The following is a 21,744-nucleotide window of genomic DNA, read 5'->3' as shown; positions in this document are numbered from 1 at the left end:
ACTCTATTCAAACAAAACACCGAAAATCTTAGGTAATTCAATAAAATGCAACACAATAAACTCCCCAACGATCCTCTCTGGTTTAAAGATGCCATTATTTATGAAGTTCCAGTTCGCGCCTTTGCTGATAGTAATGGGGATGGTATTGGAGACTTTATTGGACTGACGGAAAAATTAGATTATTTACAGGATTTAGGAGTAACGGCTCTCTGGATTCTTCCCTTTTTTCCCTCCCCCTTGCGAGATGATGGTTATGATATTGCCGACTATATTAATGTTAATGGAATTTACGGGAATTTAGAGGATTTTAAAGCCTTTTTAGATGCCGCCCACGATCGCGGAATTAGGGTGATTGTCGAATTAGTAATTAATCATACTTCCGATCAACATCCTTGGTTTCAACGGGCAAGATTAGCCCCCAAAGGTAGTAAAGAACGGGATTTCTATGTCTGGAGTGAAACCCCAGAAAAATATCCAGAAGTCAGAATTATTTTCCAAGATTTTGAAACCTCAAATTGGGCTTGGGATAGTGTGGCAAAATCCTATTATTGGCATCGGTTTTATTCCCATCAACCGGACTTGAATTATGAGAACCCAGAAGTCATTACTGCAATTTTAGAAGTCTTAGATTTCTGGATGGAAATGGGAGTCGATGGAATGCGACTGGATGCCATTCCCTATATTTTTGAACGGGAGGGAACCAACTGTGAAAACTTACCCGAAACCCATAAACTATTAAAACAATTACGCAGTTATTTAGATACTAACTATGCTAACCGAATTTTCCTCGCCGAAGCCAATCAATGGCCGGAGGATGCGGCTGCTTATTATGGCGATGGGAATGAATGTCACTTGAATTTTCACTTCCCCTTAATGCCTCGATTATTTATGGCTTTACGGATGGAAGATAGCTTTCCAATTATTGATATTTTAAACCAAACTCCCGCCATTCCTGATAATTGTCAATGGGCATTATTTTTAAGGAATCATGATGAATTAACCTTAGAAATGGTAACAGATGAAGATCGGGATTATATGTATAAAGTTTATGCTCAAGATCCCCAAGCTAGAATTAATTTAGGCATTCGTCGTCGCCTTGCGCCTCTGTTGGGAAATGATCGCCGTCAGATTGAATTAATGAATAGTTTATTACTCTCCTTACCCGGAACTCCCGTACTCTATTATGGGGATGAAATTGGCATGGGAGATAATATTTATATTGGCGATCGCAACGGCGTCAGAACCCCGATGCAATGGACTCCAGATCGCAATGCTGGGTTTAGTCGAGCGAATCCGCAAAAACTCTATTTACCCTTAATTTTTGATTCTGAATATGATTATAAAGCCGTTAACGTAGAATCCCAAAGTAGTAATCCTAATTCCTTTTTATCTTGGATGAAACGGATTATTGCCATGCGAAAACGGTTTCAAGCCTTTGGACGGGGAACCTTTGAAATCTTACATTCAGAAAACCGTAAAGTTCTGGTTTTTACCCGCACCTATCAGGGAGAACATCTGTTAATTGTAGCTAATTTATCGCGATTTGTACAATCGGTGAATTTAGATTTATCCGCCTTTAAAGGCATGGTTCCCGTGGAAATTTTTGGCCGGACAGAATTTCCTAAAATTAGTGATTCTTCCTATTTTATTAGTTTATCTCCCCATGGGTTTTACTGGTTTATGCTCCAGTTTGATCCGAAAGTGGCTTTATTGCCTCGACCTCAAGCCCAATTAACCAATTTTATTGTTCAAAATAATTGGCAAGAAATCCTTACCCAACCCAACTTAAAAACCCGTTTAGAATCTATTTTACCCGCCTATATCTATCGCTGTCGTTGGTTTCTTTCTAAATCTCGTATTCTCCAATCTGTAAAGATTACAGAATTCATTCCTATTCCCTATCAAGATAGTCAAGCGGTGATTATTTTATTGCAAGTGGAATATACAGAAGGATTCCCAGAAACCTATCTAATTCCTTTAGCTTATGCGGGGGAGAAATTAGCAGAAACCCTGAAAATAGAAACACCCCAATTAATCTTAGCAACGGTACAACAGAATACAGAAACCGGAATTTTATTAGAAGTGGGGCAGAATCTTGACTTTTTAAGTTTACCCTTAAAAATGATTATTAATTCTGACCGTTATGCGGGTCGATTTGGTAATTTAATTGCCACCACAACCGATGCCATAAAACAACAGAATTTAGAGCAAAAATTAGACCCCCATTTATTAAAAGAGGAGTATGATAATTCCTTTGTAGTTTATGGCGATCGCTTCCTATTTAAACTATTCCGTCGAGTAGAAGAAGGCATCCATCCCGAGTTAGAAGTTCGTAAATTTTTAGAACAAAAACAACAGTTAGGATATACAACACAATTACTGGGTGGATTAGAATATCGTCGTCACCGAGGAGAATCCCTCACATTAGGGTTTCTTCAGGGGTATATTCCCGATGCGATTCATGCTTGGAATTATACCTTAGATAGTTTACGAGATTACTTTGATCGGGTAGTCTTACAACCGAGTCAAGATTTAGAAATTTTGTCTTCACCCCGTTCTTTCTTTGACCTCTATCAACAACCCATTCCTGAAGAAGTTTTACTCCTGATTGGTTCCTATTTAACCAGTGCAGAACTTCTGGGAAAACGCACCGCAGAATTTCATATTGTTCTAGCGAGTAATCCCCGTAATTCTGACTTTGCCCCGGAACCATTTTCTACCTTTTATCAACGTTCAATTTATCAATATTCTCGTAATTTAACCGGACAAGTTTTGCTAAAATTCAGGAAACAACTGGAAACTTTAACCCCGGAACTTCAACCCCTAGCCCAACATATTTTGAATAATCAAAACTATATTTTGGGTCGGTTTCAAAGCCTATTAAATTTGAAAATTACCGCCCTGAGAACCCGATGTCATGGTAACTATTCTTTGTACGATGTCTTGTATACAGGAAAGGATTTTATTATCATTGATTTTGAGGGAGAATCCTATCGGTCACTCAGTGAAAGACGGATGAAACGTTCCCCCCTGCGAGACGTCGCGGGAATGTTACAGTCTTTTGATTTTGCTACTCGTTTCGCCCTGCGGGAAGAAGTAAAAAATGGTATGATTCGCCCAGAGAATTTAGCCCTGATGGAACATTGGGGTCAATTATGGTCAAGTTGGGTGAGTGCTGCTTTCCTAAATAGTTATTTAGAAACAGCATCCCAAGATCGTTTTTTACCCCAAGGAAAACAGGAACTTAATGTCTTATTAGATTGTTATTTGTTAGAAAGAACCATTCAGGAATTAGGCTACCATTTAGATTATCGCCCGGAATTATTAGATATTTCTCTCAAGCGATTAGTCTCTAGTCTTCACTAACATATTTAGGACTTACGCAGGGCCTAAGAAACCGGGTTTCTACTTAGAAACTGTTGGTGAAAACTAGATATGGTTTAATCACTAAGGAGATAAAACAATGGAACCGGAATACGATCTGTCAAAAATGAAAAAAAGACCTAATCCTTTTGCCAAACAGTTAAAAAAACAGGTCACTATTTCTCTCGGAATTGATGTGATTGAATATTTTGAAACAATGGCTCAGGAAAAAGGTATATCTTCCCAGGAACTAATTAATCTTTATTTGCAAGATTGTGTTGTTTCTAAGCGGCAATTATCTCTAAATTAGCGACAGGGTGCGACTGGTTAAAGGATTATTTTGTTACTCGTCCAGAGGAAAAACAAAAGTTAAAAGTGTGTCAAGATCATCCCAAGTCTAAATAAATTAGGACTCACGCAGGGTTAAAGAAACCGGGTTTCTGATGAGTGACTATTGGGGAAAACAGGGGAATTTTAAGCTGATTCCAATCCACCGTAAAGGCTAAAATAATTGCGGTTGCGGTTGCTAATCCTAGAATCACTGAGGTTTCTGTTCCCTGTTCCCTTAATTATCTGTACATGAAGTTGCCAATAAAGCCACCGGAAACACCGTTAAAATATCTCCTATTTTCAAGAAATGATTGCCTTTAATCCCTTGGTTTGTAATCATTTCTTTCCAATTAGTTGTCCAATCTTCCGGTAATTTAATCGCTGTATCCTGCCAAATATTGTCCCCTAAAGGAAACTGTTTTGGTTCAACTAAACTTGTTAAAAATCTGGGAACAACAGTAATTGTAATCGTCTGACCATAGGTGCGACCAAAGGCTAAAATATGTTCCCCATAGTCTCCCGTTACCTGTAAGGGAATGTAAGTTCCCTGTTGATAAACTTCCAGATATTGTTTACGAATGGCTAACCCTTGAGTAATTAAAAATAATTTAATCCGTCCATCTTTAGGGGTCTGTTTTAATTCCTCAATTAAAGATAAAATATCCTTTCGAGAACGGCTTTTAATTTCCTGAATAAACTCGATCCGTTTTTGATAATCAACGGGACGACGATTATCCGGGTCAACTAAACTAAAATCCCAGAGTTCTGTTCCTTGGTAAAAATCCGGTAAACCCGGGCTAGTGATTTTAATTAAGGTTTGGGATAGGGAATTAAATATCCCATAAAAGGCTATTTTTTGTTTGAATTTTCTGAACTCTTGTAAAAACTTATTGTTCTCAGAAGGGTTCAAAATTTTATCAATAAAAGCTAGATAACCTTCCTCATAAACCGAGTCAGGACGTAACCAAGCCGTATGAAATTTCGCTTCTCGGACAGCTTTAATCGCAAACTGTTTGACCCGTTCTACAAATTCGGGATATTCGATTTCATCAAAGGGATAGGAACCGATTAAATTTTGATACAAGAAATATTCATCATTGCCATCAGGAATAATTCGTCCATTGGTTTCTGTTTTCTGATCACGATTTAATGCCATCCAAGTTCTAACTTGGGCTTCCCATTCATCAGGAATTTCAGAAATAACGTTTAACCTGGCGCGTAAATCTTCGCTGCGTTTAGTATCATGGGTTGAGGTGGTATTCATTGTGTGAGGCAAACTTTTTGCCCGTTTTTTATTAAATTGATGCAGGGTATCGGGACTAATCCCAAAATGATTTGGTGCGCCCCCGACTTCATTTAAAGAAACAAAACGGTTATAAACATAAAATAGGGTATCTTCCACTCCTTTTGCAGTTAATGGCCCGGAAAATTGTTGAAATTTCATCACAAAATGTAGCCATATTTTTTTGTTTTCCTCACTTAAATAGGGGTCATATTCTAGTAATAAAAACTTTTCAATTAAATTGAGTTCGTTAATCAGTTCAGGATGTTTTCCTTTGGCTTCTTGAACCGCAAACTGAACATAATATCGATCTGCTTCGCTGACTTGTCCTTCATTAATATAGGTTCGATAGACGGGAAAACGAACTAATACTTCTAAAATTGCAGTTTGTAACCCATGTAAAGTTAAGTCTCGTCCATAACGATATTGACCAGCAATGCGTTTGAGTAATCCGGCTAAATTATCAGCATCTCCGGCTAAGTTGCGATCGGCAATTAAGCGTTTTTTAGCAATTAATAATTGTTTAAATGAGGCAGTTAACCCCGTGGCATCTCGATAAATTTGGCTAAAGCGATCTTCATTTTTGCCTTGACAAAACAAACTATTAACATAAATTAAAAATTCATAACCGGAAGTTCCTTCAATCGGCCAAGCGCTGGGTAATTCTTCCTCAATCTCTAAAATTTTCTCGACGGTTAGATAAACATTTCCGACTTTTTCTCGGATGGATTGTAAATATTGTAGCGGGTTATAAAGTCCATCAATATGATCAATTCTGAGTCCTGTAAATTTCCCTGACCTGACTAATTTAAAAATTAGATCATGGGTTTTATTAAAAACTTTTTCATCTTCTACTTTGACACTAATTAATTCATTGACTGTAAAAAAGCGTCGATAGTTTAATTCTTCCGCACCCACTTTCCAATAGGATAATCGGAAAATTTGTTGAGAAAGTAGTTGATCTAAGTCGTTTAAACTTTCTGGATCGTCTGTTTTTCCATTCAAATATTCAATATTTTCATCAACAAATTTATTAATATCGGTATTTTCTTGATACAGTTCCCAAAGTAATCCTTTAGCAAATAACGCTTGTGATCGCCGATCTTGAATAGATTTTTCATTGGGAATATTTTTCAGAACATACAATACTCCTAACAGTTTAATTACATTCGGGTGTCTTCTTCCTAACCTTCCTTCTAATTCTTTGAGGCGATGACTGACTAAATAAGTGTAGGATTCAATTTTTAAAGGGAATTTTAGGCTATAATAATTTACATATAATACCTCGTCTTCGTAAGAAATAGTTAATTGTCCATTTTCTAAACAATTGCCATAAAAATCCCCTAATAAGGGGGCTAAAACCCGACCTCTAAAGTCATCATGGGGATGTTCCCAATCAATATCAAAAAAATCTAAATAATCCGAATCAGCACCATATTCAAAGATATCCGTTAAATATTTATTTTGGCTATCATAGGCCATGTGATTAGGGACAATATCCTGTAACCATCCCATTCCCTGATTTTTGATTTTTTCCATTAATTGATCAAAGTCTTCCTGTTTTCCCAGTTCTGGGTTTAATTGATTTTGATCAACAATATCATAGCCATGAGTGCTTCCAATTCTAGCTTTGAAAATGGGAGACGCATACAGGTCAGAAATTCCTAATTCATACAAGTAATCAATAATCTCGTTAGCATGATTAAAAGGAAAATCTCTATTAAACTGAATTCGATAGGTAGCTACAGGAATCCTCATAATAATTTTGAGATAAAGTTAAATTACAGATGATAATTTGATGTTAGCACTGATTTTTCATTCTGGTTATCTATCTAAAGATTGAAAATATTGTTTTAGCTTGTAAATTTCAAATATGATTGGATTTTTTAACCCTTTGATTTTAACCTCTTAAACTTTTTTAGTTATCTGCAATATATTTGGGGTTTAGAAAATTTATGGCAAGTACCAATACAAGCTATTATGCGAGGAATTAAGTAGGTAGTCATAAATAAAGTAACAAGTTTGTTGTTGGGCTTTAGCCCTCCCTAGAGGGCTAAAGCCCAACAACGAAATGAATAATTATGACCACCTACTTAATAGACAGATATCTCGTTGGAATTCATTAAACCAAATAACAATTAAGTTTCATACAGGACAAAACTTTCTGGAACTAAGGTTAATTCGGAAGAATTAGTTAATGTTTCAGGTAAATTTGAACCTGAACCTAGCCATTTTTTATCGTTAGAATCTAAACGTTTTTGCCAAGTTTTACCGATTAAATTAGGACTGTAGGAAACCGGATTTTTGCTGAAATTAAGCAGACATAAAACCTGATGATCTTCAAACCAACGCCGGAAGACTAATAATTTATCTTCCTCAATACAGTGAACTTCTTGATGGGTGCGATCGCGTAATTTCAAAGCTGGAATATTCCGCCTCAATTGGATCAATATTTGATATAATTCCCATAATACTTGATGTTTTCCTTGCCGTTTTAATTGCCAATTTAACTTACATTGATTAAAAGTTTCTTGACTTTGAGGGTCTGGAGAATCACCCGCTAGATGAAAGGCCTCAAATTCCGCTTTTCTTCCCTTTCGCACCCCTTCAATTAAATCCTGATCGGAGTGACTAATAAAATATTGAAAAGGTGCAGGTTCCCCATATTCTTCCCCCATAAATAATAGGGGAATATAGGGCGATAATAATACCGTTGCGGCGGCTAATTTTAACCCTTCATAGGAGATTAAAGCTGTTAATCTTTCCCCTAATAAACGGTTGCCAATTTGGTCATGATTTTGACTACAAACTAAGAATTGATGGGGGGGACAATCGGCCACCGACTCCCCATGAAAGCGTTTTCGATTCTGAGAATAATCCCAGGTATAAACAAAGCTTTCTCTATAGGATTTTGCTAACTGTTCGCAGCGACCATAATCTTGATAATACCCGATATTTTCACCCGTTAATACCGTATGAATAGCATGGTGAAAATCATCACACCACTGCCCATCTAAACCATAACCTCCTACGGCTTTTGAACGGATTAATTTACCATCGTTTAAATCCGTTTCAGCCATCAAATAAAACTTCCTTCCTTGCTGTTGAGAAAGTTGATTGACTTGTTCAGCTAATTCCTGTAAAATATGTTTAGCACCGAGATCAAAAATATTATCAGCCGCATCCAATCTTAACGCATCAATATGGAAATCCCGTAACCAATAGAGGGCATTTTCAATAATAAAATTCCTCACACCCTGACAATAGGCTTGATCATAATTAATCGCTGAACCCCAAGGAGTTTGATACCTTTCAGTAAAATAGGGGCCGAATTGTGCGATATAATTTCCTTCTGGGCCAAAGTGATTATAAACCACATCTAAAATCACCGCCATGCCTTGTTGATGGCAAGCATTGACCAACTGTTTTAACCCTTCTACCCCGCCATAACAATTCTGAGGAGCATAGAGATAAGTACCATCATAACCCCAATTGCGATAGCCTGGAAACTGACTAATAGGCATTAATTCAATCGCATTAATTCCTAACTCTAATAACTCCGAAATTCGAGGAATAATTGCGGTAAATGTTCCCTCTGGGGTAAAGGTTCCAACGTGTAGTTCATAAACAATTAATTCATCTAAGGAAATACTTTTCCAGTCTTGATCCTGCCAAATAAAGCTATTTTGATCAATCACTTCCGAGGCTTGATGAACTCCATCCGGTTGAGAATAGGAAGCAGGATCGGGATAGGTAAATTTTCGATCTAATTGATAAAAATAACGGCTTCCTGGGGGGATATTTTCAACCGTTGCACGACCGTATCCCTGTTGATCAAATTCTAAATCAATTAATCGTTCTTCCGGGGATATAATCTTAACAGCAACGCTTTCACGCAAGGGCGACCAAACTTTAAATTCACAGCAATTGTTACCTAAATAATTTGCACCGATTTTCATAAGAAATTTTGGGGTAAATTACAGTTCAGGGTGTAGAGATGGGTTTTTACTTGTTTCTACCTGGTTAATTTTTACAGGTAACTCCAGGGAATTTGCCTCTGCTGGTTGTAATAAATTGGCTTCTGGTTGAGATGGGGTAAAATCCTGAGAACCTTTGATTTTAAACTTTTCAGCCAAGGTTTCCCGTTGATTCACCAAATAGATACTTACTAATGTTAAGCCGACTCCCATTGATTGTAACGGACTGAGGACTTCTTGTAAAAAGAAATTTCCAAATAAGAGGGCAAAAACTGGGGTCAGAAACGTCAAAGAACTCAAGCTAGTCAGACTTCCACTAGATGCAAAATAGAAAAATAATCCATAGGCGATCGCACTCCCAAATATGGTAGAATAACCCATAGCCACCCAACCGGAAAGATCAATATTTTGCCACTGTTGAGTTTCTGAAATAGCCGATAACCCAAATAAAGGTAAACCCCCAATAATCATGTGCCATCCAGTGCCGACAACCGGATCAGCATAGCGACAAACCCACCGGACTAATACAGTTCCAGTTGCCATTGATAGCGCGGCTAATAACATTAATAATTGCCCACTATTAAACAATTGAGAAATATCAATAGAATTCACTAATAATTCCGCATTAAATAACCCTAAAATCCAATCATCGGGTAAACCAATAAAACTAATTCCCATAATGCCAATAGCTAACCCTAACCATCCCCAAAATCCAATGGTTTCTTGAAATAACCATAAAGATAAAATTGCCACGGCTAGGGGTTGGGAGTCGATCATCACCGATCCTAACCCGGCCCCGGTTCTAACTAACCCTTGGGCTAAAAATCCTTGAAATAAGGTAGCATCCACTAACCCAAAAATTGATATCCATAGCCATGCTTGCCAGCCCTTCGGTTGCGGACGCCCCGACAATATCCCCGCCAATATTACCAAAACCCCTGCGGGGACTAACCGAACTCCCGCCATAAAAAACGGTGTGGTATGGGGTAGGAGTCCCTTCATCGCCACCATCGCCGTCCCCCAAAAGAAGAAGGGGGCAATTAACAATAGGGGTTGAAAGGGTAATTTAGCCTGGGTTTCCGGCTGCTGCATTCGGTTCTCCATTGAGTATGTACTTTTATTAAGGAGTTTATACAATATTATGGACTTAATATAGTTTTGTCATTAACCATGATTTGGCCATTTAAACCCAGCTACCGCAAACAAATCGCCCGCATAGAAATTAATGGTGCCATTGGTTCAGAGACCCGCAAACGGGTGTTGGAAGACCTAAAAACCGTGGAAGAACGGAAATTTCCCGCCCTACTCTTGAGAATTGATAGCCCTGGGGGAACCGTTGGCGACTCCCAAGAGATTTATAGCGCCCTGAAACGGTTACAGAAAAAAGTCAAAATTGTGGCGAGTTTCGGGAATATTTCTGCCTCCGGGGGTGTGTATATTGGCATGGGAGCCGAACATATTATGGCAAACCCAGGTACGATTACCGGAAGTATTGGAGTAATTTTACGAGGTAATAATATAGAACGGTTATTAGAAAAAATTGGCATATCTTTTAAGGTGATTAAATCCGGGCCTTATAAAGATATTTTATCTTTTGATCGAGAATTAACTGAACCCGAACAACATATTTTACAGGAATTAATTGATACCAGTTATCAACAATTTGTGCAAACTGTTGCTGAGTCTCGGAACTTGAGTCATGACACCGTGAGGAGTTTTGCCGATGGTCGGATTTTTACCGGACAACAGGCGGTGGAATTGGGAATAGTAGACCGTTTAGGAACGGAAGAAGATGCCCGGTGTTGGGCGGCGGAATTAGTTAAACTAGATCCCAAAAAAACCGAGTGTTTCACCTTTGAAAAACCCAAACCTTTTGTAAGTAGATTTACAGGTAATAGTTTAACTCCAAATAGCATTATTGCGGCTAACCGTTGGCTAGAATTTGAGTTATCTACCAGTGGTTTACCCCTGTGGATGTATCGACCTTGACATCCGCCCCGCCGTGAACGGGCGGGGATTCCATCTATATAACGACTTTAACACTTAAAATTGTTGTGACGGTAGGGTGAATTATGAAGCGGGATGAGGTTCTCAGTATTTTGGCGCAGCATCGGATGGTACTAAAAGACTTGGGAGTCAAGTTGTTGGCAATATTCGGTTCTGTTGCCAGGGATGAAGCTAGACCTGATAGTGATGTGGATATTTTAGTAGAGTTTGAGGGTTCAGTTACATTTGACCGTTATATGGATGTAAAATTCTACCTCGAAGATTTACTAGAAACGCGGGTAGACTTGGTAAGTCAGCGATCGCTTAAACCTCTGATTCGCTCTACTGTAGAACAGGAAGCCATTTATGTCGCGTAGTATTCGCCTCTATTTGGAGGATATCCTCACTTCTGGAGTCAAAGTCAGACGGTACACACAAGGAATGAGCTTTGAGGATTTCCAAGCTGATGAGCGTACTTATGATGCGGTTGTGCGTAATTTGCAGATTATTGGGGAAGCAGTTAAAAATATTCCCCAGGAAATTCGTTTAAAGTATTCAGAGGTTGAATGGCGAAAAATAGCTGGATTACGTGATATTTTAGCTCACGCTTATTTTAGCATTGAAGATGAGATTGTCTGGGATATTGTGGAAACTAAAATACCCCCATTACTAATAATAGTAGAGCGAATTTTAGAGGCAGAGTTTAGGGATGAATAACATTATAAAAAAGGGAGAACGATCGCTATTTTAACTCAATCCCGTCTTTCAACAATACATCCCTTTTTATATCAGTTTTATCAGGGTTTCGGTGAGATTGAATTACTTTAACACTTGCATTCTGCCCTTAAATGTGCTAATAAAACATCAATAAACTAGAGTTTTCACGCAGAAACCATGCAAGCGCAAAACTTCAAACAAAAATTTAAGCACACGGTACAAACCTGCGTCGCCTCGGACGTCACCGCATTGTATGGGAGTATGCTGTTGCGAACCTCTAGTATATTCACCTGTCTAGCCCTAGCAACGGCCCATCCCTTAACCGTACAAGCCGCCAGCGTTGTAGATTGGAAAATTGATCCCAATACGGGAATTGTCGAGGTCGAACTGCCGCCAGGGAATCAGCCCCAATTATCGGTTTATAACCTTCCCCCGCGCCTAATCCTAGACCTTCCAAATACGGAAGTTAAAGTGAATATTACCGAACGCTATGAGACAGGCGTTGTTAGTCAAGTCAGTTTAATCCAAACTAAACCGCAACAAGCTCAATTAGTCGTAGAGTTCACCCCCGGTATCACCATTGACCCCCAAACCCTCGATTTACGTCAAATTGGGATTGATAACCTCTGGGTGTTGCGTCCCACCCTACAAACCCTACCCCCCGAACCCCCGGCCACTCCTCCGAATAGCGTGGCGACGGCCCAACCCCAAACGACTCCAAATCCTTCCCCCACTCGAACTGCCACCGCGACTCAAACCACCGCCACTGTTAAACCGACCGCACCCCCAAAACCCCCTCAATATTCTGTCCGTCAATACGACCCCAGACAAACGGTTTTACCCAACCCCCAACCGACCAGAGATTCGAGTTTAGAGGTAGTGCGGGTTCCGGTAAGTCAGCCTAGCCAAGCCCAACTGTTTCCTACCGTTCCCCCACCTCCTCAAACCACTGCCTATCGCCCTCCTATTCAGGTATCACAGGGGTTTGCGGGGGCACCCAATCCTCGATACATTGTTACCCCGTCCCTACCCCAAGCGGTTCCCTTTGGTCAACCTTTGCCCCCAGGACAGCAGCAATCCTATCTTAATCCTCGTCCTCCGGCGATTCTACTTCCGACCGGAACCGATTTAACCCTACTTTATCCCACGGAAGATCAGGTGCGTTTAACCCGCCGTTCTGAACGTCAGGATGTGTTGTTATTACAGGGAGGAATTGTTGATAGTTTGGGCAATTATATTGTGCCGCCAGATACGCCGATTGTTGGAGAATTTGAAACCACGACAAAAGGTAGTCGGTTTATTGCTCAAGCGATTAATTTAGACGGTCGTAGTATCCCAATTCAAGGTCAATCGAACTGGATTCCAGGGTCATTAGAAGTCCGTCCTGAACGGGTAGGAATTGGTACGGGTGCGGGGAGTTTAGCCGGGTTTTTAATTAGTGGTTTTACCGGAGTTGGAGCTTTAGTCGGTGCAATTGCTGGGGCCGGAATTGGGATTGGGACTTCTCCCTCACCCACGACTTTACAACCTGGTCAAATCATTTCTATTCAGTTAACCCAAGATTTGACAACTCCTAATTTCTTTCTAGTCAATCAATAGGTTGATTTGGGATAAAACCCTAAATTCCCCTCCCCTGTCCCCCTTGCTTTCCTATATGGACTTACTCCGATCGCTTCCCATTGGACTATATTTAGAACAACCGATTACTGGGTTACATCGTCTTGATGCCCGGGTTAAGTTTATTTGGTTAATGAGCTTTTTAGTAGCTCCTTTATTAGCTAACCCGGAGTGGCGATTAGTCTTAGTTGGGTTATTAATTTTAATTACCCTATTGGCGCGAATTCCTCTGCGGGTTTGGAAGCGACAAATGGGCTGGTTACTAATGTTTTGTGGGTTACTCTTTCTGTTAAGTTGTATTATGCCCGATGGTTTGGCGATCAACCATCAACCTCGACTTCCTGAACAGGAATTAACCTTTAATCAATCAGGATCAACAGAAACCTTACCTCAACCCACTTCCTATAGATATGTATTATTTTCCCAAGGGCCAATAGAAATTACTCGCTATTCCGTCGATTTAGCGATCAGGACAAGTACCCTATTATTTACCCTGGTTTATAGTACAAATCTATATTTATTAACCACCGCTTCTGAAGAAATTGCCATGGCTTTAGAAAGCCTCATGGAACCTTTAAGACGTTTAAAATTACCCGTTACAGAAATAGCCTTAACCCTGACTTTATCCCTACGATTTTTTCCCTTAGTTTTAGAGGAAATTCAAAATTTAATTCGTTCTGTCAGAACCCGTGCCATTAATTGGAAAAAACTAGGACTACGAGGAACTACCCAGGTCTGGTTAACCTTGGCGGAACGGCTTTTACAAAATTTATTATTACGCGCCGAACAAATTTCCAGCGCCATGCAGGTTCGAGGGTTCACCAGTCCAGATCAACATCGGGTAGAATGGCATCAACTTCGCTTTAAAGCTTGGGATGGAGTCGCCATGATTGGTCTAGTGGTATTCTGGAGTATCCGGTTAATTTGGGGAGGAGCAATTTGAAAGGGTTGATCCCTTGCCTACACCCGGACAAAGTTTACCCAATCAACCTAAAATAGTTCTGTATCCTAAATCAAGCCATTATTTGTTAGTTGTGAAATTGAATGACCACAGAAACTTACATGAATCATCCCAACTTTGGGTTATTGTTCAAAATATGCTCAGTTGAGGATCATCAAGAATTATTCACAACCCTTTACGCCCAGCGCCTATTTTTTTTAGTGACTCAGGGGCCACCAGGATTAAAATTTGAACCCATTAGTCGTTCTGATGCCAAACTTTTGCTGGAAATTCGTCTCAGAATGCTCCGCCGCACCGGACAGGGCGAGGAATATAAAAAACTCCAAGAAGTCCATCGTAATACGTTTCTTTAGCTAAAACCACCAACGGCCAAATTACTTAACATGACTGATTGGATCACCGAACAGATTGCTAAAATTCGAGGCTCTATTCCTGAGTCGGTGCGGTTAATTGCGGTAACAAAAACAGTTTCCGTTGAAGCCATGCGGGTCGCTTATCAAGCTGGAATTCGAGATTTTGCAGAAAATCGAGTTCAAGAAGCGTCGGAAAAATATCCTCAGTTACAAGATCTTAGCGATATTACTTGGCATTTAATCGGTAATTTGCAAACCAATAAAGCCACAAAAGCATTACAACTGTTTCAATGGATTCAATCGGTAGATAGTCTAAAGTTGGCTTTACGTTTAGATCATCTAGCCGGGGAATTAGGATGTCAGCCCCAAGTTTGTCTTCAAGTTAAAATTATCCCCGATCCTAATAAGTTTGGTTGGACTATCCCCGAACTTTTGGCAGAATTACCCCACTTAAACGACTGTCAGCACCTCAAAATTCAAGGCTTAATGACTATTCCCCCCTTGGGGTTAACCGAGTCCGAAACCCTGGATGTTTTTGAACGCACCCGGGAATTAGCAGAAACCATTCGACAACAGAATTGGACTAATATTAGGATGCAGGAATTATCAATGGGAATGTCGGAAGATTATTCTCTAGCAGTTCAAAAAGGTGCTACCATGATTCGACTAGGACGGATAATTTTTGGTCAAAGGAGGAGTTAAATACAACAATTCAGATTGACACTCCCACGGGTGAACCGCGTGGGATTCTCCTGTCTAGCCCCGATTGCTCGGTATTCATGGAGTTGCCCCCTACTGTTTCCAGAATTGCTTCACAGCAATATTAGAGGAGAGTACGAGACTCTGAGGAATGCCAAGTACCTCGTCCCAATTGACGGCTACGACTATTACAGTCTTTGGCTCTGCCAAGATTTTTCGGAGCTTTCTGTAGTCAACAGGGATAATCACAGTGGTTGCCTTTTTCTCGCCATTGACAACTTGTTTTTAAGGAGGTCAGAACATCTGACCAGATAAGCGAGGAACATCCTTGCTATACTCTGATAATAGAGTCTTAAATAGAGTATGTCAAGGGAAAAGAAAATTCAGTTTAATGTTAACGAGAAAGAATATGAACGTCTCAAAAGTCATGCTGAATCAGAAGGATTATCAATGGCTGAAGTTCTTAGGGATTACATTAAAACCCTCACACCCCCTAAAGGGGGTCGCACTACATCCCACGACTGAAGTGCGTGGGCTTTGTGCGAGGTTGTTGTAAAATAGGCGAGTCTTACACAAATTCAATATAACCTAGACCCTCAACCCCTCTAAACTGGAAGTTGAGTTGAAATTCTAAAATCGTCAGTGATGGAGAATAGACCGTGAACATTTTTAATAGACTAAAAGATTTTGTAGGGTTCAATGACTCTGTAGACTACGATTACGAATACGATGAAGCGGAGGGGAATCGTTACCAGGGTAACTATCCCCCCCCGCAAGAACAACCTGCCCCGGCTGTGGCGGCAGAAGACCCCCGGGTGTCTCGTCGTTCACAACGGTCTGTTGGATCTATAAATACTGGTGTAATGTCTGAAGTTGGAATCGGATCAACAATGAGTAATGTTATCGGAATGCCCGGCGCTCTGAATGGAATTTCTGAAGTAGTGGTGATGGAACCCCGCACCTTTGAAGAAATGCCTACGGCTATTCGCGCCCTGAAAGAACGCAAATCTGTAGTTCTTAATTTAACTTTAATGGATCCTGATCAGGCCCAAAGAGCCGTTGATTTCGTCGCGGGTGGAACTTTTGCCCTCGATGGCCACCAAGAACGGATCGGAGAAAGCATTTTCCTGTTTACTCCTAGTTGCGTTCAGGTCAGAACCCCAGGTGCTGGCGTTGTCCACGAAGGCATCCCCCAAGCCCGCACCCCCCGCACAAGCAACCCAGTAGCCCCCCCCTGGCAGCCCGAAAGAACCCAGGCTATTCAGTAAATTAACCGATGTAGAGGCGTTAATTTAAACGTCTCTGCAACTAAAAAAACTTTCCATTATTTTTTTTACCCATAACCTATTCGTAATTCGTAATTCATAATTCCCTCATTAAATATTTATGTTTAAATTAGGTGTAATTGGTGGCGGGGTGATGGCAGAAGCTATTATATCCCGCCTAATTTCTGCTAAGATTTATCAACCTGCTGAAATTATTATTAGTGACCCACAATTAGATCGTCGTAATTACTTAGCCCAACATTATGGTGTGGCGATCGCAGATAATAATAAAGAAACAACCCAGGCGACAGCGGCCCTTTTATTAGCAATTAAACCCCAAATTTTTGGGGCGATCGCCACGGAATTAGCTGGGGTTGAAACCCTATCAAAAAATACTGTAATTTTGTCTATTTTAGCGGGAGTTACCTTAAATAAATTAGAAACAGCTTTTCCCCACCATCCCGTAATTAGAATTATGCCCAATACTCCGGCGACTGTGGGGGCGGGGATCAGTGCGATCGCCTCTGGAAAATTGGTGCAACCCTCCCATTTAGATCTCACCAAAGGCATTTTTCAGGCCGTTGGGGACGTGGTAGAGGTGGCGGAGGCCCTAATGGATGCCGTCACCGGATTATCGGGTTCTGGCCCGGCTTATGTGGCGATTTTAATTGAAGCCTTAGCCGATGGTGGCGTCGCCTCTGGACTGCCTAGAGCTATTGCTTCCCAATTAGCATTATCAACGGTATTAGGAACGGCCCAACTCCTATCGGAATCAAAGTTACATCCGGCCGAATTAAAAGACCGTGTTACCAGTCCGGGGGGAACAACAATTGCTGGGGTTTGTCAACTGGAAAAAGCCGGATTTCGTTCGGCATTAATTGAAGCCGTAAAAGCTGCAACTCAACGGTCAAAAGAGTTAGGAAGTTAGAATGTAGTAAGCCCTTTAGGGCTGAATGAGGCGTGAACCGGGCAACTATTCCAAACTCCCCTGTTTTCCTAAATGAATACTAAATGAATAATAGCATCGGCTTGAAATTGCGATCGCAACCAATAATAAAACGCCAAATAATCCGGTGTGGGTTCTCAATCCGGGGCATGATAATTCAAAAATAAAGTTAATCCCGATCCTGATCCCGATGTACAATATTGGGAGAAAAAGCAGGAAGACAAACTGCCATATATTCCGCACCATCTTCGGTCGGCGTACTATAACGCACCCATTCCCCTTTATTAGTAATCACTGCTTGTCCGGCTTGAATATCCATTTGACCGCCTTCATATTCGACTCGCAATAATCCTTTTAAAACGACTGTAAATTCATCAAATTCAGGTCGTTGTCCTGGTTCCATCCATCCCCCCGGAGAACGCATATAGGCAACACTTGCCGTGTCCGTTTGACTATTAACTCGTCCAATATATTCATCAATTAATTTGGGTTTATTTCCCGCCGCCGTAATCCGACTCGGCTGTTCAATAAAATCTGGCATAGTGATTGTATGACGAAAGTTTAAGATTTCATAATTTATACAAATTTTGACCGATTGTATCATAATTTGAGGTGACAGATCAATACAAATTTGCCACAATCAAGACTAGAAAAACGAGTTCTTAAGTTTTGACAGGGTTTGTATGCTTAACACAGTTCTTCGCAACCGTTATAAAATCATCTGTTCCATTGCGAGTGGGGGATTTGGCGAAACCTACCTAGCGAAAGATTTAGATTTACCAGGACATCCCCAATGTGTTGTTAAGCAACTCAAACCTCAGTCTTCCAAACCTGGCATTTTAAATACTGCTCGTCGTTTATTTGAAACAGAAGCTCAAACCCTTTATCTGTTAGGAGAACATTCTCAAATTCCTCGTTTATTAGCCCACTTTGAAGAAAATAATGAGTTTTATTTAGTGCAAGAATTTATTGATGGTTGGGATTTACGTCAGGAATTGATCTCTGAATCCTATGGCGATGAAATCAAAGTTATTAATCTCCTCCAAGATCTGTTGAAAATTCTCGATTTTGTCCATGATCATAACGTGATTCACCGAGATATTAAACCCTCTAATTTAATGCGTCGCAATCAAGATCAAAAGCTGGTTTTAATTGATTTTGGTGCGGTCAAAAAAATTATGCTTGAAACTGCTAATTCTGAAGCAGTAATCCCCTCTAGTATTGCTATTGGAACTTCGGGTTATATGCCACCAGAACAAACCCAGGGTAAACCTCGATTCTGTAGTGATATTTACGCGGTAGGGATGTTAGCAATTCAAGCATTAACAGGAGTATTACCCCATCAACTTCCTGAAAATCCCCAAACTCATGAAATTCAGTGGAGATCCCTGCTGTTAAAAAATAATACTCAAACTCAACTTCCGCTTTTATATGATATTTTAGATAAAATGGTGCGTTATGATTTTCGCGATCGCTATCAAACTGTAACAGAAGTTTTACAAGACTTATCTGGATTAATAGATCCCACTCCTTCGGTTAAATCTTCGTTTCTACCCAACAAAATCAGAGAAGAATTAGAATATTTCCCCTCTGAGTTAAATAATCGTCAAACTCTAGCAACTATTGTTTTTACGGATGCCGTTGAATTTAGTGCCAGAATGTCTAAAGATGAAGTGGTGACTCTAACTTTAATCCGTCGTGATTTGCACCGAATGAGAACATTATGTCAGGAGTTTAATGGATTTGTAATTAAATCTACAGGGGATGGATTATTAATGTATTTTTCTAGTGCAATTCAAGCGGTTAACTGTGCAATTGAAATTCAAGAATATTTAGCAAAAACCGCACAAAACTTACCAGAAAATGAGGTTTTATTACATCGAATTGGCATCCATTTAGGGGATGTTTTCATTCAAGATCAAGATGTCATGGGAAATGGAGTTAATATTGCTGCACGTTTAGAAGGAAAAGCTCAACCTGGGGGAATTTGTATTTCTCAAGTTGTTTATGATGTGGTCAAACATAATTTAAACGTTCCTATTCGTTATTTAGGAGAATTAGAATTAAAAAATATTTCTGAACCTATGCCAAGTTATTTAATATTACCGACTTCATTTTCAATTCAAACTCCAGTAAAAATCCCAGTTAAACCTGTAAATCAATCTTTCCTTAAATCGACATCTCAAAATAATCGAGATCGACATATTTTACTTAATAAAGTTAAGAATTTTTGGGTAAAAGGAGTTTTAGAAACATCCTTATATGGTCGAGCAATTATAGAATTAGGTTTAGAATTTCGTTTAGATTTGGTTGAAAGACCTTGGGATATTTTATGGGGAACTCCTGATGATCATCAACAGCGTTTATCCCAAGGAACAAAAGTGAGTCAAAAGTTTTTAGAATTGGGAGAAGGACGATCACTTTTAATTTTAGGAGAACCGGGATCAGGAAAAACCACAACTTTATTAGAATTGGCGAAAGATTTAATTGAACACGCTGAACAAGATATTAATCAGTTAATTCCTGTGGTGTTTAATTTATCTTCTTGGAAAGGTGGAAAACAAGCGATCACTGATTGGTTAATTTCCGAATTGAATACTCAATATCAAGTGTCTAAAACCTTGGCAAAACGGCTAATTGAGTCGAATCAATTATTGTTATTATTAGATGGATTAGATGAAGTTAGTTTAGAAAATCGAGAAAACTGTGCGATCGCCTTAAACCAATTTTTGCAAAAAAATGGGGATCATGAAATTGTTGTTTGTAGTCGTATTGGCGATTATCAAGCACTCAAAACTCGCCTCAAATTACAAACGGCTATTTGTTTACAACCCTTAACTGTCGATCAAATTCAAGACTATTTTAATCGTGCAGGTTCAGAACTTACCACAGTAAAAGAGGCATTAAAAACCGATCTTATTTTACAAGAATTAACCAAATCTCCCTTAATGTTGAGTATCATCACCCTAGCTTATTCAGGAATTTTACCTTCAGATTTTTTAGAATTTAGTACCATTGAAGGCAGAAGAACCCATTTATTTGATACTTATATTAAACGGATGTTCTTACGTCGCCGTGTAAACAAACGCTATTCTCAGGAAAAAGTTATTCATTACTTAAGTTGGTTGGCTAAAAATATGGTAAAACACTCCCAAACCGTCTTTTCAATCGAATCTTTACAGTTAACTTGGTTAGATAAAAGTTGGCAAAAAGATATCTATACTAGCTTAGTGTATTTAATATTTAATCTAATTTTATGTGTTTTATTTCAAGTTATTTTATCCAGTGTTGTAACTTTATTTCGAGACACGATTCAGATTTCCAATGATTCTATTATAATTATTTTTGATGGTTTATTTTTGGGATTATTGAATGGTTATATATTGGGAACAATTTTTATTTTACTGAGGAAAAGATTGTCAAATTCAATCGGAGCTATTCTATTAATCTTAATTAATGGATTCACTCAATTTATATTGTGGATGATCATTTCACAAAATTCTATGGATTTTGGACTGATTGGCGGTTTGTCTGGCGGATTAATTGGACTGATTAATTTACAGTTGATTAATGATAAAATTGTTCCTACAGAGACGTTAAAATGGTCATGGAATCAGGCTAAAAAAAGTTTGACTAAAAGCTTATTTTGGGGATTAGGGATTGGAGCTTTCATTGGCATAACTTATACCTTTATTACGCTTTTAAATTTTGCTTTTACAATGACCTATAATAGTATTGATGAATCAATACCAACTTTTTCTTTTAAACTGGCAGAACAGCCTATTGTTCTTTTTGTTTTTATGTTAATTAATATTATAGTTTTTAGCTTAATTTTTGAAATCATTGGAGGAATCATCGGAGGAATTTTAGGAGGATTAATGGGTACAACTATTGAAAATAGGACTATCCCGAATCAAGGAATTTTTCAATCGCTTAAAAATGCAGTTATTTTAAGCGTTGTTTCTATAATATTTTTAGAAATTGTTGCTAAAATTTCAGGTTTTTACTTGCCAATTTTAAACGGAATTACATTAGGAATCTTAGTCGGATTAATAGGAGGAGGTGGCGCAGCTATTAAACATTTTATTCTGCGGTGTATTCTCTGTTTAAATCGATCTATTCCTTGGAATTATGCTAAATTTTTAGATGCCGCCGTCGGCTGGATATTTTTACAAAAAATTGGAGGGAGCTATATTTTTATTCATCGCTTACTCTTAGAACATTTTGCTCAATTAAATCGTTAATTCA

Annotated in this window: 17 protein-coding genes and 1 pseudogene; 13 read left to right on the top strand and 5 right to left on the bottom strand. The window is 39.2% G+C overall.

The annotated features are described in order from the left end of the window. Positions 1-45: 45 nt before the first annotated feature. A complete protein-coding gene (gene treS, locus AC559H_RS11435) occupies positions 46-3,366 on the top strand; it encodes a maltose alpha-D-glucosyltransferase (protein ID WP_026795782.1) in 3,321 nt (1,106 codons plus the stop codon). A gap of 97 nt (positions 3,367-3,463) precedes the next feature. Continuing rightward, positions 3,464-3,673 (top strand): hypothetical protein, encoded by a 210-nt coding sequence (locus tag AC559H_RS11430; RefSeq protein ID WP_026788711.1) that lies wholly within the window; start codon positions 3,464-3,466, stop codon positions 3,671-3,673. 255 nt (positions 3,674-3,928) lie between these two features. Here the strand turns inward: AC559H_RS11430 and treY are convergent, their stop codons facing one another. From treY to AC559H_RS11415, 3 genes are all read right to left on the bottom strand, one after another. Next, the gene (gene treY / locus AC559H_RS11425) at positions 3,929-6,733 is read right to left on the bottom strand and encodes a malto-oligosyltrehalose synthase (protein WP_026795783.1); all 2,805 of its coding nucleotides are present in this window, start codon (positions 6,731-6,733) and stop codon (positions 3,929-3,931) included. 380 nt (positions 6,734-7,113) lie between these two features. Next, on the bottom strand, positions 7,114-8,934 hold the full coding sequence (gene treZ, locus AC559H_RS11420; RefSeq protein ID WP_026798502.1) for a malto-oligosyltrehalose trehalohydrolase: 1,821 nt from the start codon (positions 8,932-8,934) through the stop codon (positions 7,114-7,116). Positions 8,935-8,952: 18 nt separating this feature from the next. Further along, positions 8,953-10,044 carry a DMT family transporter gene (locus AC559H_RS11415; protein WP_026798501.1) on the bottom strand — a complete coding sequence of 364 codons (1,092 nt, stop codon included), beginning with the start codon at positions 10,042-10,044 and terminating at the stop codon, positions 8,953-8,955. Positions 10,045-10,122: 78 nt separating this feature from the next. Between AC559H_RS11415 and sppA the strand changes: the two genes are divergently transcribed. The 10 genes from sppA to proC all read left to right on the top strand — a co-directional run bounded on the left by sppA (position 10,123) and on the right by proC (position 17,478). Next, complete coding sequence (sppA, locus tag AC559H_RS11410) at positions 10,123-10,941, top strand: signal peptide peptidase SppA (protein ID WP_026788715.1); 819 nt, start codon at positions 10,123-10,125, stop codon at positions 10,939-10,941. Between the two features lie 83 nt (positions 10,942-11,024). After that, positions 11,025-11,315 carry a nucleotidyltransferase family protein gene (locus AC559H_RS11405; protein ID WP_026788716.1) on the top strand — a complete coding sequence of 97 codons (291 nt, stop codon included), beginning with the start codon at positions 11,025-11,027 and terminating at the stop codon, positions 11,313-11,315. Continuing rightward, complete coding sequence (locus AC559H_RS11400) at positions 11,305-11,655, top strand: HepT-like ribonuclease domain-containing protein (protein ID WP_026795786.1); 351 nt, start codon at positions 11,305-11,307, stop codon at positions 11,653-11,655. The genes AC559H_RS11405 and AC559H_RS11400 overlap by 11 nt, the downstream gene beginning before the upstream one ends. Before the next feature lie 177 nt (positions 11,656-11,832). After that, complete coding sequence (locus tag AC559H_RS11395) at positions 11,833-13,254, top strand: AMIN domain-containing protein (RefSeq protein WP_051319831.1); 1,422 nt, start codon at positions 11,833-11,835, stop codon at positions 13,252-13,254. Between the two features lie 55 nt (positions 13,255-13,309). Continuing rightward, positions 13,310-14,215, top strand: coding sequence for an energy-coupling factor transporter transmembrane component T family protein (locus tag AC559H_RS11390; RefSeq protein WP_026795787.1), 906 nt, complete (start codon positions 13,310-13,312; stop codon positions 14,213-14,215). A 101-nt stretch (positions 14,216-14,316) separates the two neighbouring features. Further along, entirely contained in the window at positions 14,317-14,586 is a 270-nt protein-coding gene (pipX, locus tag AC559H_RS11385; RefSeq protein WP_026788719.1) for a transcriptional coactivator PipX, read from the top strand. Positions 14,587-14,616: 30 nt separating this feature from the next. Beyond that, positions 14,617-15,288, top strand: a complete 672-nt coding sequence (locus AC559H_RS11380; protein ID WP_026788720.1) for a YggS family pyridoxal phosphate-dependent enzyme — start codon at positions 14,617-14,619, stop codon at positions 15,286-15,288. A gap of 360 nt (positions 15,289-15,648) precedes the next feature. Continuing rightward, positions 15,649-15,810: a ribbon-helix-helix protein, CopG family gene (locus AC559H_RS11375; RefSeq protein WP_141292963.1), complete on the top strand. Its 162-nt coding sequence runs from the start codon at positions 15,649-15,651 to the stop codon at positions 15,808-15,810. A gap of 134 nt (positions 15,811-15,944) precedes the next feature. Continuing rightward, on the top strand, positions 15,945-16,553 hold the full coding sequence (locus AC559H_RS11370; RefSeq protein ID WP_026795788.1) for a cell division protein SepF: 609 nt from the start codon (positions 15,945-15,947) through the stop codon (positions 16,551-16,553). A 118-nt stretch (positions 16,554-16,671) separates the two neighbouring features. After that, positions 16,672-17,478: a pyrroline-5-carboxylate reductase gene (gene proC, locus AC559H_RS11365; RefSeq protein ID WP_036833826.1), complete on the top strand. Its 807-nt coding sequence runs from the start codon at positions 16,672-16,674 to the stop codon at positions 17,476-17,478. Between the two features lie 80 nt (positions 17,479-17,558). Here the strand turns inward: proC and AC559H_RS11360 are convergent. Both AC559H_RS11360 and AC559H_RS11355 read right to left on the bottom strand, forming a co-directional pair. Next, positions 17,559-17,657 (bottom strand): annotated as a pseudogene (locus AC559H_RS11360) (cobaltochelatase subunit CobN); the annotation flags it as partial. A gap of 8 nt (positions 17,658-17,665) precedes the next feature. Then, complete coding sequence (locus AC559H_RS11355; protein ID WP_026795790.1) at positions 17,666-18,037, bottom strand: cupin domain-containing protein; 372 nt, start codon at positions 18,035-18,037, stop codon at positions 17,666-17,668. A 142-nt stretch (positions 18,038-18,179) separates the two neighbouring features. Between AC559H_RS11355 and AC559H_RS11350 the strand changes: the two genes are divergently transcribed. Further along, entirely contained in the window at positions 18,180-21,740 is a 3,561-nt protein-coding gene (locus AC559H_RS11350; RefSeq protein ID WP_051319815.1) for a protein kinase domain-containing protein, read from the top strand. Positions 21,741-21,744 lie beyond the last annotated feature (4 nt).

This window comes from Planktothrix prolifica NIVA-CYA 540 (genome assembly GCF_963864145.1).
In the GTDB taxonomy this organism is placed as follows: Bacteria; Cyanobacteriota; Cyanobacteriia; order Cyanobacteriales; family Microcoleaceae; genus Planktothrix; species Planktothrix agardhii.
Note: the sequence above shows the minus strand (reverse complement) of the source record. Positions and strands in the feature narration are given on the sequence as shown.